This window comes from Pseudomonas sp. KCJK8993 (assembly GCF_046230915.1).
Lineage (GTDB): Bacteria > Pseudomonadota > Gammaproteobacteria > Pseudomonadales > Pseudomonadaceae > Aquipseudomonas > Aquipseudomonas piscis.
Window position 1 is genome coordinate 1 of sequence record NZ_JBJJLO010000153.1, and the last position, 12,432, is coordinate 12,432.

The window sequence follows — 12,432 nt, forward strand, 5'->3', positions numbered from 1 at the left end:
GCCCAGGAACTGGCCCAGCGCATCGCCGATGCCCTGCTGGCCGCCAAGCGCCCGCTGATCGTTTCCGGTACTTCCCTGGGTTCCAAGGCACTGATCGAGGCCGCGGCCAACATCGCCAAGGCCCTGAAGCTGCGTGACAAGGCCGGCTCCATCAGCCTGGTGGTGCCAGAGGCCAACAGCCTCGGCCTGGCCATGCTCGGTGGCGAATCGGTGGACGCGGCCCTGCAAGCGGTGATCGACGGCCGTGCCGACGCCATCGTGGTCCTGGAAAACGACCTGTACACCCGCACCGACGCCGCCAAGGTGGATGCCGCACTGAACGCCGCCAAGGTGGTGATCGTGGCCGACCACCAGCAGACCGCTACCATGGAACGCGCGCACCTGATGCTGTCGGCGGCGAGCTTCGCCGAAGGCGATGGCACCCTGGTCAGCCAGGAAGGTCGCGCCCAGCGCTTCTTCCAGGTCTTCGACCCGACCTACCTGGACGCCAGCATCATGGTCCACGAAGGCTGGCGCTGGCTGCACGCCCTGCGCAGCACCCTGCTGAACAAGCCGGTCGACTGGACCCAGCTGGACCAGGTGACCGCTGCCTGCGCCGCGAGTAACGCGCAACTGGCCAGCATCGTCGATGCCGCGCCGTCCGCCGCGTTCCGCATCAAGGGCCTGAAGCTGGCGCGCGAACCGCTGCGCTACAGCGGTCGGACCGCCATGCGCGCCAACCAGAGCGTGCACGAACCGCGTACATCGCAAGACCCGGATACCGCCTTCGCCTACTCCATGGAAGGTTACTCGGGCTCCGCCGAACCGCGCTCGCAAGTGCCATTCGCCTGGTCGCCGGGCTGGAACTCGCCGCAAGCCTGGAACAAGTTCCAGGATGAAGTCGGCGGCCACCTGCGCGCCGGCGACCCGGGTACCCGCCTGATCGAAAGCCAGGGCGATCGCCTGAGCTGGTTCGCCAGCGCACCGAAGGCCTTCTCCCCAGCCCAGGGCACCTGGCAGGCCGTGCCGTTCTACCACCTGTTCGGCAGCGAGGAGAACTCCTCGAAGGCCGCTCCGATACAAGAACGCATTCCAGCCGCCTACGTGGCCCTGGCCAAGTCCGAGGCCGACCGCCTGGGCGTCAACGATGGCGCCATGCTCGCGATCAACCTGGCTGGCCAGACCCTGCGCCTGCCGCTGCGGATCAACGAAGAGCTGGGTGCCGGCCTGGTGGCCCTGCCAGTCGGCCTGGCCGGAATTCCTCCGGCGTTCGCAGGCAAATCCGTTGACGGTCTGCAGGAGGCGGCGCAATGAGTTGGTTTACCCCTGAAGTGATCGACGTGATCCTCACGGTCGTCAAGGCGATCGTCATCCTGCTGGCGGTGGTGATCGCCGGTGCGCTGCTGAGCTTCGTCGAACGTCGCCTGCTGGGCTGGTGGCAGGACCGCTACGGTCCGAACCGCGTTGGCCCGTTCGGCATGTTCCAGATCGCCGCCGACATGCTGAAGATGTTCTTCAAGGAAGACTGGACCCCGCCGTTCGCCGACAAGGTGATCTTCACCCTGGCACCGGTGGTGGCCATGAGCGCCCTGTTGATCGCCTTCGCGATCATCCCGATCACCCCGACCTGGGGTGTCGCGGACCTGAACATCGGCCTGCTGTTCTTCTTCGCCATGGCCGGCCTTTCGGTCTATGCGGTGCTGTTCGCCGGCTGGTCGAGCAACAACAAGTTCGCCCTGCTGGGCAGCTTGCGTGCCTCGGCCCAGACCGTGTCCTACGAAGTGTTCATGGGCCTGGCGCTGATGGGCATCGTGGCCCAGGTCGGTTCGTTCAACATGCGCGACATCGTCGACTACCAGGCGCAGAACCTGTGGTTCATCATTCCGCAGTTCTTCGGCTTCTGTACCTTCTTCATCGCAGGCGTGGCCGTGACTCACCGTCACCCCTTCGACCAGCCCGAAGCGGAACAGGAACTGGCCGACGGTTACCACATTGAATATGCCGGCATGAAGTGGGGCATGTTCTTCGTTGGCGAATACATCGGCATCATCCTGATCTCGGCACTGCTGGTCACCCTGTTCTTCGGTGGCTGGCACGGTCCGTTCGGCATCCTGCCGCAACTGTCCTTCGTCTGGTTCGCGTTGAAGACCGCGTTCTTCATCATGCTGTTCATCCTGCTGCGCGCCTCGATCCCGCGCCCACGCTATGACCAGGTGATGGACTTCAGCTGGAAGTTCTGCCTGCCGCTGACCCTGATCAATTTGCTGGTGACCGCTGCGCTCGTGCTCTACAACGCGCCAGCCGTTGCGGCCCAGTGAGGATTTGACCCATGTTCAAATATATTGGCGACATCGTGAAGGGTACTGGTACCCAGTTGCGCAGCCTGGTCATGGTCTTCGGCCATGGCTTTCGCAAGCGCGACACCCTGCAATACCCGGAAGAGCCGGTGTACCTGCCGCCCCGCTACCGTGGTCGCATCGTACTGACCCGCGATCCCGACGGCGAAGAGCGCTGCGTAGCCTGCAACCTGTGCGCGGTGGCCTGCCCGGTGGGCTGCATCTCGCTGCAAAAAGCTGAAACCGAAGACGGTCGCTGGTACCCGGACTTCTTCCGCATCAACTTCTCGCGCTGCATTTTCTGTGGTCTCTGCGAGGAAGCCTGTCCGACCACCGCGATCCAGCTGACACCGGATTTCGAGATGGCCGAGTTCAAACGTCAGGACCTGGTTTACGAGAAGGAAGATCTGCTGATCTCCGGTCCCGGAAAGAACCCTGATTACAACTTCTATCGTGTTGCAGGCATGGCCATTGCCGGTAAGCCCAAAGGCACCGCGCAGAACGAAGCCGAGCCGATCAACGTGAAGAGCTTGCTGCCTTAAGGAAGAACGATGGAATTCGCTTTCTATTTCGCGTCAGGTGTTGCGGTGGTCTCCACGCTTCGTGTGGTGACCAATACCAACCCTGTGCACGCCCTGCTCTACCTGATCATTTCGCTGATCGCCGTGGCGATGACCTTCTTCAGCCTCGGCGCGCCGTTCGCCGGCGCCCTGGAAGTGATCGCCTACGCCGGCGCCATCATGGTGCTGTTCGTATTCGTGGTGATGATGCTCAACCTCGGCCCGGCTGCGGTCCAGCAAGAGCGTATCTGGCTCAAGCCGGGCATCTGGATCGGGCCGGTGATCCTCGCTGCGCTGCTGCTGGTCGAACTGCTGTACGTCCTGTTCAGCCACCAGAGCGGTGCCGGCGTCGGTCAAACCACCGTAGGCGCCAAGGCCGTGGGCATCAGCCTGTTCGGTCCTTACCTGCTGGTGGTCGAACTCGCCTCGATGCTGCTGCTCGCCGCAGCCGTCACGGCGTTCCACTTGGGCCGCAACGAGGCGAAGGAGTAATACGATGCCTACTATCCCTCTCGAGCATGGGCTGGCGGTTGCCGGCATCCTGTTCTGCCTCGGCCTGGTCGGCCTGATGGTCCGCCGTAACATCCTCTTCGTGTTGATGAGCCTGGAAGTGATGATGAACGCCTCGGCACTGGCCTTCATCGTCGCTGGCGCCCGCTGGGCGCAGCCGGATGGACAAGTGATGTTCATCCTGGTGATCAGCCTGGCAGCCGCAGAGGCCAGCATTGGCCTGGCGATCCTGCTGCAGCTGTATCGCCGCTTCCACACTCTCGACATCGATGCTGCCAGTGAGATGCGCGGATGAACCTTCTCTTCCTGACTTTCGTCTTCCCCCTGATCGGCTTCCTGCTGCTGTCGTTCTCCCGCGGGCGGTTCTCGGAGAACCTGTCCGCGCTGATCGGTGTCGGCTCGGTAGGCCTCTCGGCCGCCACCGCCGCCTACGTGATCTGGCAGTTCAATGTCGCCCCGCCAGCAGGCGGCGCGTACAGCCAGCTGCTGTGGCAGTGGATGTCGGTGGACGGCTTCGCGCCGAACTTCACCCTGTACCTGGACGGCCTGTCGGTGACCATGCTTGGCGTGGTGACCGGCGTCGGCTTCCTGATCCACCTGTTCGCGTCCTGGTACATGCGTGGCGAAGCCGGCTACTCGCGGTTCTTCTCCTACACCAACCTGTTCATCGCCAGCATGCTGTTCCTGATCCTCGGCGATAACCTGCTGTTCATCTACTTCGGTTGGGAAGGCGTGGGCCTGTGCTCGTACCTGTTGATCGGTTTCTACTACAGCAACCGCAACAACGGTAACGCCGCACTCAAGGCCTTCATCGTCACCCGTATCGGCGACGTGTTCATGGCCATCGGCCTGTTCATCCTGTTCCAGCAACTGGGCACCCTGAACGTCCAGGAACTGCTGGTGGCAGCGCCGCAGAAGTTCCAGGCCGGTGATTTCTGGATCACCCTGGCGACCCTGATGCTGCTCGGCGGCGCCGTCGGTAAATCGGCCCAGCTGCCGCTGCAGACCTGGCTGGCGGACGCGATGGCGGGCCCGACCCCGGTTTCGGCACTGATCCACGCCGCGACCATGGTGACCGCGGGTGTCTACCTGATCGCCCGTACCCACGGCCTGTTCACCCTGGCGCCGGAAATCCTGCACCTGGTGGGCCTGGTCGGCGGCGTGACCCTGGTCCTGGCCGGCTTCGCCGCGCTGGTACAGACCGACATCAAGCGCATCCTCGCCTACTCGACCATGAGCCAGATCGGCTACATGTTCCTGGCCCTGGGCGTGGGCGCCTGGGATGGCGCGATCTTCCACCTGATGACCCACGCCTTCTTCAAGGCCCTGTTGTTCCTGGCCTCCGGTGCGGTGATCGTGGCCTGCCACCACGAGCAGAACATCTTCAAGATGGGCGGCCTGTGGAAGAAACTGCCCCTGGCCTACGCCAGCTTCATCGTCGGTGGCGCGGCCCTGGCGGCCCTGCCCCTGGTCACCGCCGGCTTCTACTCCAAGGACGAGATCCTCTGGGAAGCCTTCGCCAGCGGCAACCAAGGCCTGCTGTATGCCGGCCTGGTGGGTGCGTTCATGACCTCGCTGTACACCTTCCGCCTGATCTTCATCGCCTTCCACGGTGAAGCCAAGACCGAAGCCCACGCCGGCCACGGCATTTCCCACTGGCTGCCGCTGGTGGTGCTGATCGTGCTGTCCACCGGTATCGGCGCGATGATCACTCCGCCCCTGCACGGCGTGCTGCCCCTGAGCGCCGGCCATGCTGGCGGCGAAGCCAAGCACAGCCTGGAAATCGCCTCGGGCGCCATCGCCCTGGCCGGTATCCTGCTGGCCGCCCTGTTGTTCCTTGGCAAGCGTCGCGTGGTCACCGCCATCGCCAACAGCGGCATCGGGCGTCTGCTCTCGGCCTGGTGGTTCGCCGCCTGGGGCTTCGACTGGATCTACGACAAACTGTTCGTCAAGCCATACCTGGCGATCAGCCATGTACTGCGCAAGGACCCGCTCGATCAGACCATCGGTTTGATCCCGCGTATGGCCAAGGGGGGCCACAACTCCCTGAGCCGTACCGAAACCGGTCAACTGCGTTGGTACGCCGCCTCGATGGCTGCCGGTGCCGTGCTGGTCATCGGCGCCGTCGTGCTGGTAGCGGTCTGATATGAACCTTGCGAACTTGCGAAAGGAATTGAGCCCGTCATGATTCTGCCTTGGCTAATCCTGATCCCCTTCATCGGCGGCCTGCTGTGCTGGCTGGGTGAGCGCTTCGGCGCCACCCTCCCCCGCTGGATTGCGCTGTTGACCATGACCCTGGAACTCGCCCTCGGCCTCTGGCTGTGGGCCCACGGTAACTATTCATTTGCTCCGGCGCCTGGCGTCGATCCGACTTGGGCCATCGAGTTCAAGCACCAGTGGATCCAGCGCTTCGGCATCAACGTGCACCTGGCCCTGGACGGCCTGTCGCTGTTGATGATCCTGCTGACCGGCCTGCTGGGTATCCTCTCGGTACTCTGCTCCTGGAAAGAGATCGAGCGCCACGTGGGCTTCTTCCACCTCAACCTGATGTGGATCCTGGGCGGCGTCGTCGGCGTGTTCCTGGCGCTGGACCTGTTCATGTTCTTCTTCTTCTGGGAAATGATGCTGGTGCCGATGTACTTCCTCATCGCGCTCTGGGGTCATAGCTCGGCCGATGGCAAGAAGACCCGGATCTATGCGGCGACCAAGTTCTTCATCTTCACCCAGGCTTCCGGCCTGATCATGTTGGTGGCGATCCTGGGCCTGGTGCTGGTCAACTTCAACAACACCGGGGTGATCACCTTCGATTACGCCCAGTTGCTGAAGACCAAGATGTCCACTGCCACCGAGTACATCCTGATGCTCGGCTTCTTCATCGCCTTCGCGGTGAAGCTGCCAGTGGTGCCGCTCCACTCCTGGCTGCCTGACGCTCACGCCCAGGCACCGACCGCCGGTTCCGTGGACCTGGCCGGTATCCTCCTGAAGACTGCGGCCTATGGCCTGCTGCGCTTCGCCCTGCCATTGTTCCCCAACGCTTCGGCGGAGTTCGCACCGATCGCCATGACCCTGGGCCTGATCGGGATTTTCTACGGTGCCTTCCTGGCCTTCGCCCAGACCGACATCAAGCGCCTGATCGCCTTCTCCAGCGTGTCCCACATGGGCTTCGTGCTGATCGGCATCTACTCCGGCAGCCAGCAAGCCCTGCAGGGCGCGGTGATCCAGATGCTGGCCCACGGTGTTTCGGCAGCCGCGCTGTTCATCCTCAGCGGCCAGCTGTACGAGCGCACCCATACTCGCGACATGCGTGAAATGGGCGGCCTGTGGTCGCGTATCGCCTACCTGCCGGCCATCAGCCTGTTCTTCGCAGCCGCCTCCCTGGGCCTGCCGGGCACCGGCAACTTCGTCGGCGAGTTCCTGATCCTGATCGGTACCTTCGTCAGTGCGCCATGGATCACCGCGATCGCCACTTCCGGCCTGGTGTTCGGCTCGGTCTACTCGCTGATCATGATCCACCGTGCCTACTTCGGCCCGTCCAAGTCGGACGCCGTGCTGCACGGCATGGATGCTCGCGAACTGATCATGGTGCTGGGACTGGCGGTACTGCTGATCTACATCGGCGTGTACCCGCAACCGTTCCTCGATACCTCTGCCGCCACCATGCATGGCGTGCAGCAATGGCTCAGCACCGCCTTCACTCAACTCGCTTCGGCCCGGTAAGAGCGCTATGGACTTTACGATTCAACACTTTATCGCCCTGGCGCCGCTGTTGATCACCAGCGCCACCCTTGTGGTGGTGATGTTGGCGATCGCCTGGCGTCGCAATCACGCCCAGACCTTCCTCCTCTCGGTGGCGGGTTTGAACCTGGCATTGCTGTCGATCTTCCCGGTGCTGAAAGTGGCACCCATCGCGGTCACGCCGCTGTTGCAGATCGACCAGTTCGCCTGCCTCTACATGGCCCTGATCCTGGTGGCCACCCTGGCCTGCGTGACCTTGGCCCACGCCTACCTGGGCGACGGCAGCAGCGGTTACCCGGGCAACCGTGAAGAACTGTACCTGCTGATCCTCCTGGCCGCCGCAGGTGGCCTGGTGCTGGTCAGCGCGCAGAACCTGGCCGGCCTGTTCATCGGCCTGGAACTGCTGTCGGTACCGGTCTACGGCCTGGTGGCCTATGCCTTCTTCAACAAGCGCTCCCTGGAAGCCGGCATCAAGTACATGGTGCTGTCGGCCGCCGGCTCGGGCTTCCTGTTGTTCGGCATGGCCCTGCTCTACGCGGAAGCCGGCAGCCTGAGCTTCAGCGGCATCGGCCAGGCCCTGGCGGCCACCGGCCTGCCAAGCCCGCTGGCACAGCTGGGCCTGGGCATGATGCTGGTCGGCCTGGCGTTCAAGCTGTCGCTGGTGCCTTTCCACCTGTGGACCCCGGACGTCTACGAAGGGGCTCCTGCCCCGGTAGCCGCCTTCCTGGCCACCGCCAGCAAGGTCGCGGTGTTCGCGGTGCTGGTGCGCCTGTTCCAGCTGTCGCCAGTGGCCAGCAGCGGCGTCCTGAGCAACGTCCTGACCGTGATCGCCATTGCCTCGATCCTGGTGGGTAACCTGCTGGCGCTGACCCAGAGCAACCTCAAGCGCCTGCTGGGTTACTCGTCCATCGCTCACTTCGGTTACCTGCTGATCGCCCTGGTGGCGAGCAAGGGCCTGGCGATGGAAGCCATCGGCGTGTACCTGGTCACGTACGTGATCACCAGCCTCGGCGCCTTCGGCGTGATCACCCTGATGTCCTCGCCTTACAAAGGCCGCGACGCCGACGCCCTGTACGAATATCGCGGCCTGTTCTGGCGCCGTCCGTACCTGACCGCCGTGCTGACCGTGATGATGCTGTCCCTGGCCGGTATCCCGCTGACCGCAGGCTTCATCGGCAAGTTCTACATCATCGCCACCGGTGTCGAAGCGCACCAATGGTGGCTGGTGGGCTCGCTGATCCTGGGTAGTGCCATCGGCGTGTTCTACTACCTGCGCGTGATGGTCACCCTGTACCTGATCGAGCCGAACCTGCGTCGCGTCGATGCCCAGCTGCACTGGGAGCAGAAAGCCGGTGGTGTCATGCTGCTGGCCATCGCGGTGCTGGCGTTCTTCCTCGGTGTGTACCCGCAGCCACTGCTGACCCTGGTCCAGCATTCCGGCCTGGCGGGCTGATCGCCCAAGCGACAACGCTCCACACAAAACGGCACCTTCGGGTGCCGTTTTGCATTTCAGGCGCCCCGCCCTCCCCTCTTCCCATCAATACTCGGAATCCTCCCTGGCGCTCCGGCGATTGATTCCGAAAGCCGCTTGCGGATCCCCGTCCTAGGCTATCCCCTCGGTCTGGCAACGAGCCGGAGCATCTCTGGAAAATGAGGTCGAGGACAGAAGCAATGAGCAGACACGAGATCTTTCCCGAGCCACTGGAGGGCGTCCAGGCCCTCACCCTGGAGCGCCAGGGCAAGATCACCCTGCGCAGCCAGCAGGTGAAGCTCGCCAAGCTGCCGCCCATCAGCGCTGCCGAGGTCCTGAAGGTCCGCCAGCGACTGAACCTGTCGCGCTCGGTATTCGCCATGTACCTGCGCACCAACACCCGTACCCTGGAGAATTGGGAACAAGGCCGCGCCACTCCCAGTGCCCAGGCCACCACCTTGATCCGCCTGGTCGAACGCTTCCCGGATACCATGCAGCGCCTGGCTGCGCTGACCTGAGGGGGCTTTTTCCCGCAGCCAATAAAAAACCCGCACGAGGCGGGTTTTTTATTGCTTGCGAACCAGGGCTCAGTCAGCCAGGCGCCAGGTGGTGCCGCCCTTGCCGTCTTCCAGGATCACGCCCATGGCGGTGATCTGGTCGCGGATCCGGTCGGACTCGGCCCAATCCTTGTTGGCCCGGGCCGCCAGGCGGGCCTGGATCAGCGCCTCGACCTGCGCCGCATCGACCCGACCACCGGCATCGGCCTGCAGGAAGTCCTCGGCCTCCAGTTGCAATACGCCCAGCACGTCGGCCAGTTGCCGCAAGCGGGCCGCCAGGCCAGCCGCCGCGTCGAGATCGCTCTCACGCAGGCGGTTGATCTCGCGCACCATCTCGAACAGCACGGCACAGGCTTCCGGGGTACCGAAGTCGTCGTTCATCACCTGGGTGAAACGCTCGACGAAGGCCTCGCCGCCGGCCGGGGCCACTTTAGGCAAGCCCTTGAGCGCGTGGTAGAACCGCTCCAGGGCGCCCTTGGCGTCCTTGAGGTTGTCTTCCGAGTAGTTGATCGCACTGCGGTAGTGGCTGGACACCAGCAGGTAGCGCACCACCTCCGGATGGTACTTGTCGAGCACGTCGCGGATGGTGAAGAAGTTGTTCAAGGACTTGGACATCTTCTCGCCATTGATGCGGATCATGCCGCAGTGCATCCAGGCATTGGCGTAGGTCTTGCCGGTGGCCGCCTCGCTCTGGGCGATCTCGTTCTCATGGTGCGGGAACTCCAGGTCGCTGCCGCCGCCATGGATGTCGAAGGTCTCGCCCAGGCAGCAGGTGGACATCACCGAGCACTCGATATGCCAGCCCGGACGCCCGGCGCCCCACGGCGACTCCCAGCTCGGCTCGCCCGGCTTGGTGGCCTTCCACAGGACGAAGTCCAGCGGGTCCTGCTTGGCTTCGTCGACCTCGATCCGCGCACCGATGCGCAGGTCCTCGATCTTCTTGCGCGACAGCTTGCCGTAGCCCATGAACTTGGCGACGCGGTAGTACACGTCGCCATTGCCAGGTGCGTAGGCATAACCCTTGTCGATCAGGGTCTGGATCATGCTCAGCATGCCCGGGATATGATCCGTGGCCCGTGGTTCCAGGTCCGGCTTCTTGATGTTCAGCCGGGCCTCGTCCTCGTGCATGGCCGTGATCATGCGTTCGGTCAAGGCGTTGTACGGCTCGCCGTTCTCCCGCGCCCGATTGATGATCTTGTCTTCGATATCGGTGATGTTGCGCACGTAGGTCAGGTTGTAGCCGCTGAAACGCAACCAGCGGGTCACCAGGTCGAAGGCGACCATGCTGCGGCCGTGGCCGATGTGGCAGTAGTCGTACACGGTCATGCCGCACACGTACATGCGCACATTGTTGCCATCCAGGGGCTTGAAGACTTCTTTGCTCTTGGTGAGCGTGTTGTAGATCGTTAGCACGTTAGTTCCTTGACTGAATCACTGACCCCAGGAGTCGCGCAGGGTCACGGTACGGTTGAATACCGGGGCACCTGGTTTCGAGTCCTTGATATCCGCGCAGAAGTAGCCTTCGCGCTCGAACTGGAAACGGTCCTCCGGCTGTGCGTTGCCCAACGAGGGTTCGGCACGACAACCAGTGAGCACTTGCAGGGAGTCAGGGTTGATGTTGTCCAGGAAACTCGCACCGTCCTCGGCCTTCTCCGGGTTCGGCGAACGGAACAGGCGATCGTACAGGCGTACTTCGCACTCGACGCTGGCGGCGGCCGGCACCCAGTGGATCACGCCCTTGACCTTACGGCCCTCCGGATTCTTGCCCAGGGTGTCCGGATCGTAGGAGCAGCGCAGTTCGACGATGTTGCCATCGGCATCCTTGATCGCCTCGTCGGCGCGGATCACGTAGCTGCCACGCAGGCGCACTTCACCGGCCGGCTCCAGGCGCTTGTAGCCTTTTGGCGGCTCTTCCATGAAGTCGTCGCGATCGATGTAGATTTCACGGGCGAACGGCAGCACGCGCATGCCCATGTCTTCTTTCGGGTGACGCGGCAGCTCGAGGTTCTCGACCTGGCCTTCCGGGTAGTTGGTGATCACTACCTTCAACGGGCGCAGCACGCACATGGCACGCGGGGCGCTCTGGTCGAGGTCATCACGGATGCTGAATTCGAGCATGCCGAAATCCACCACGCCGTCGGAACGGTTGGTGCCGATCATCTCGCAGAAGTTGCGGATCGACTTGGGGGTGTAGCCACGACGGCGGAAGCCCGACAGCGTCGACATGCGCGGATCGTCCCAGCCGTTGACGTGGCCTTCGTCCACAAGCTGCTTGAGCTTGCGCTTGCTGGTGATGGTGTAATTCAGGTTCAGCCGGCTGAACTCGTACTGGCGCGGCTTGCATGGCACCGACAGGTTGTCCAGGAACCACTCGTACAGCGGACGATGGCTTTCGAACTCCAGGGTGCAGATCGAATGGGTGATGCCTTCGATAGCGTCCGACTGGCCGTGGGTGAAGTCGTAGATCGGGTAGATGCACCACTTGTCGCCGGTCTGGTGATGGTGGGCATGGCGGATGCGGTAGAGGATCGGGTCGCGCAGGTTCATGTTCGGCGAGGCCATGTCGATCTTGGCCCGCAATACACGCTCGCCGTCCTTGAACTCGCCGGCCTTCATGCGGGCGAACCAGTCCAGGTTCTCTTCCACCGAGCGCTCGCGGAACGGGCTGTTCTTGCCCGGCTCGGTGAGGGTGCCACGGTATTCCTTGGCCTGATCGGGAGTCAGGTCGTCGACATAGGCCTTGCCCGCCTTGATCAGCTCCACTGCCCAATCGTGCAACTGGTCGAAATATTGCGAGGCATAGCGCACTTCACCGGCCCATTCGAAGCCCAGCCACTTGACGTCGCGCTCGATGGCGTCGATGTACTCCTGGTCTTCCTTGGCCGGGTTGGTGTCGTCGAAACGCAGGTGGGTGACGCCACCGAATTCCTGGGCCAGGCCGAAGTTCACGCAGATCGACTTGGCATGACCGATGTGCAGGTAGCCGTTGGGCTCCGGCGGGAAGCGGGTCACGATCTGCGTGTGTTTACCCGAGTCCAGGTCCGCCTGGATGATCGGGCGCAGGAAGTTGACCGGTACGGCCGGTCCAGTCTTGGAATTGGAGGTAGGGTCGACAGTGGGCTTGCTCATAGGATCCTTGAACGTACAAGTGCGCGGCCGGATGCGGCCTGATAAATCAAAACGGATATCATAGCCGATGCTGTCAAGTGCCTGACAGAGCGCAGCTTTAAAACTGCGGCTATTAATAGCAGGCCCGTTAAAAAACCACCTCGAAATTCATGGCT

The 12,432-nt window shown here is 63.1% G+C and carries 11 protein-coding genes; 9 read left to right on the forward strand and 2 right to left on the reverse strand.

Annotated features, from left to right (window positions below; genetic code table 11):
- From ACK6AU_RS29450 to ACK6AU_RS29490, 9 genes are all read left to right on the forward strand, one after another.
- Positions 1–1,293 (forward strand): molybdopterin-dependent oxidoreductase (locus ACK6AU_RS29450; protein WP_409303152.1); only part of this gene is annotated, 1,293 nt, incomplete at its 5' end.
- Positions 1,290–2,297 (forward strand): NADH-quinone oxidoreductase subunit NuoH, encoded by a 1,008-nt coding sequence (nuoH, locus tag ACK6AU_RS29455; RefSeq protein WP_185699000.1) that lies wholly within the window; start codon positions 1,290–1,292, stop codon positions 2,295–2,297. The genes ACK6AU_RS29450 and nuoH, both read left to right, overlap by 4 nt.
- An 11-nt stretch (positions 2,298–2,308) precedes the next feature.
- Positions 2,309–2,857 (forward strand): NADH-quinone oxidoreductase subunit NuoI, encoded by a 549-nt coding sequence (gene nuoI, locus ACK6AU_RS29460; RefSeq protein WP_022639651.1) that lies wholly within the window; start codon positions 2,309–2,311, stop codon positions 2,855–2,857.
- Between the two features lie 9 nt (positions 2,858–2,866).
- On the forward strand, positions 2,867–3,367 hold the full coding sequence (gene nuoJ / locus ACK6AU_RS29465; RefSeq protein ID WP_185698999.1) for an NADH-quinone oxidoreductase subunit J: 501 nt from the start codon (positions 2,867–2,869) through the stop codon (positions 3,365–3,367).
- Positions 3,368–3,371: 4 nt separating this feature from the next.
- Positions 3,372–3,680 carry an NADH-quinone oxidoreductase subunit NuoK gene (nuoK, locus tag ACK6AU_RS29470; RefSeq protein WP_022639653.1) on the forward strand — a complete coding sequence of 103 codons (309 nt, stop codon included), beginning with the start codon at positions 3,372–3,374 and terminating at the stop codon, positions 3,678–3,680.
- Positions 3,677–5,530 (forward strand): NADH-quinone oxidoreductase subunit L, encoded by a 1,854-nt coding sequence (gene nuoL, locus ACK6AU_RS29475; RefSeq protein WP_022639654.1) that lies wholly within the window; start codon positions 3,677–3,679, stop codon positions 5,528–5,530. The genes nuoK and nuoL overlap by 4 nt, the downstream gene beginning before the upstream one ends.
- Positions 5,531–5,569: 39 nt before the next feature.
- Positions 5,570–7,102: an NADH-quinone oxidoreductase subunit M gene (gene nuoM, locus ACK6AU_RS29480; RefSeq protein ID WP_185698998.1), complete on the forward strand. Its 1,533-nt coding sequence runs from the start codon at positions 5,570–5,572 to the stop codon at positions 7,100–7,102.
- Positions 7,103–7,109: 7 nt separating this feature from the next.
- Positions 7,110–8,573: an NADH-quinone oxidoreductase subunit NuoN gene (gene nuoN / locus ACK6AU_RS29485; RefSeq protein WP_185698997.1), complete on the forward strand. Its 1,464-nt coding sequence runs from the start codon at positions 7,110–7,112 to the stop codon at positions 8,571–8,573.
- Between the two features lie 218 nt (positions 8,574–8,791).
- On the forward strand, positions 8,792–9,109 hold the full coding sequence (locus ACK6AU_RS29490; RefSeq protein WP_085598525.1) for a DNA-binding transcriptional regulator: 318 nt from the start codon (positions 8,792–8,794) through the stop codon (positions 9,107–9,109).
- A 69-nt stretch (positions 9,110–9,178) separates the two neighbouring features.
- On the opposite strand, the gene cysS is transcribed toward ACK6AU_RS29490, so the two are convergent.
- Positions 9,179–10,561: a cysteine--tRNA ligase gene (gene cysS / locus ACK6AU_RS29495; protein WP_409303156.1), complete on the reverse strand. Its 1,383-nt coding sequence runs from the start codon at positions 10,559–10,561 to the stop codon at positions 9,179–9,181.
- An 18-nt stretch (positions 10,562–10,579) separates the two neighbouring features.
- Positions 10,580–12,277 (reverse strand): glutamine--tRNA ligase/YqeY domain fusion protein, encoded by a 1,698-nt coding sequence (locus ACK6AU_RS29500; RefSeq protein ID WP_409303158.1) that lies wholly within the window; start codon positions 12,275–12,277, stop codon positions 10,580–10,582.
- Positions 12,278–12,432 lie beyond the last annotated feature (155 nt).

Bases quoted from the DNA above. Each gene is read 5' to 3' on its own strand.
- nuoH (WP_185699000.1), top strand. From the start codon at position 1,290: ATGAGTTGGTTTACCCCTGAAGTGATCGACGTGATCCTCACGGTCGTC.
- nuoI (WP_022639651.1), top strand. From the start codon at position 2,309: ATGTTCAAATATATTGGCGACATCGTGAAGGGTACTGGTACCCAGTTG.
- nuoJ (WP_185698999.1), top strand. From the start codon at position 2,867: ATGGAATTCGCTTTCTATTTCGCGTCAGGTGTTGCGGTGGTCTCCACG.
- nuoK (WP_022639653.1), top strand. From the start codon at position 3,372: ATGCCTACTATCCCTCTCGAGCATGGGCTGGCGGTTGCCGGCATCCTG.
- nuoL (WP_022639654.1), top strand. From the start codon at position 3,677: ATGAACCTTCTCTTCCTGACTTTCGTCTTCCCCCTGATCGGCTTCCTG.
- nuoM (WP_185698998.1), top strand. From the start codon at position 5,570: ATGATTCTGCCTTGGCTAATCCTGATCCCCTTCATCGGCGGCCTGCTG.
- nuoN (WP_185698997.1), top strand. From the start codon at position 7,110: ATGGACTTTACGATTCAACACTTTATCGCCCTGGCGCCGCTGTTGATC.
- ACK6AU_RS29490 (WP_085598525.1), top strand. From the start codon at position 8,792: ATGAGCAGACACGAGATCTTTCCCGAGCCACTGGAGGGCGTCCAGGCC.
- ACK6AU_RS29500 (WP_409303158.1), bottom strand. From the start codon at position 12,277: ATGAGCAAGCCCACTGTCGACCCTACCTCCAATTCCAAGACTGGACCG.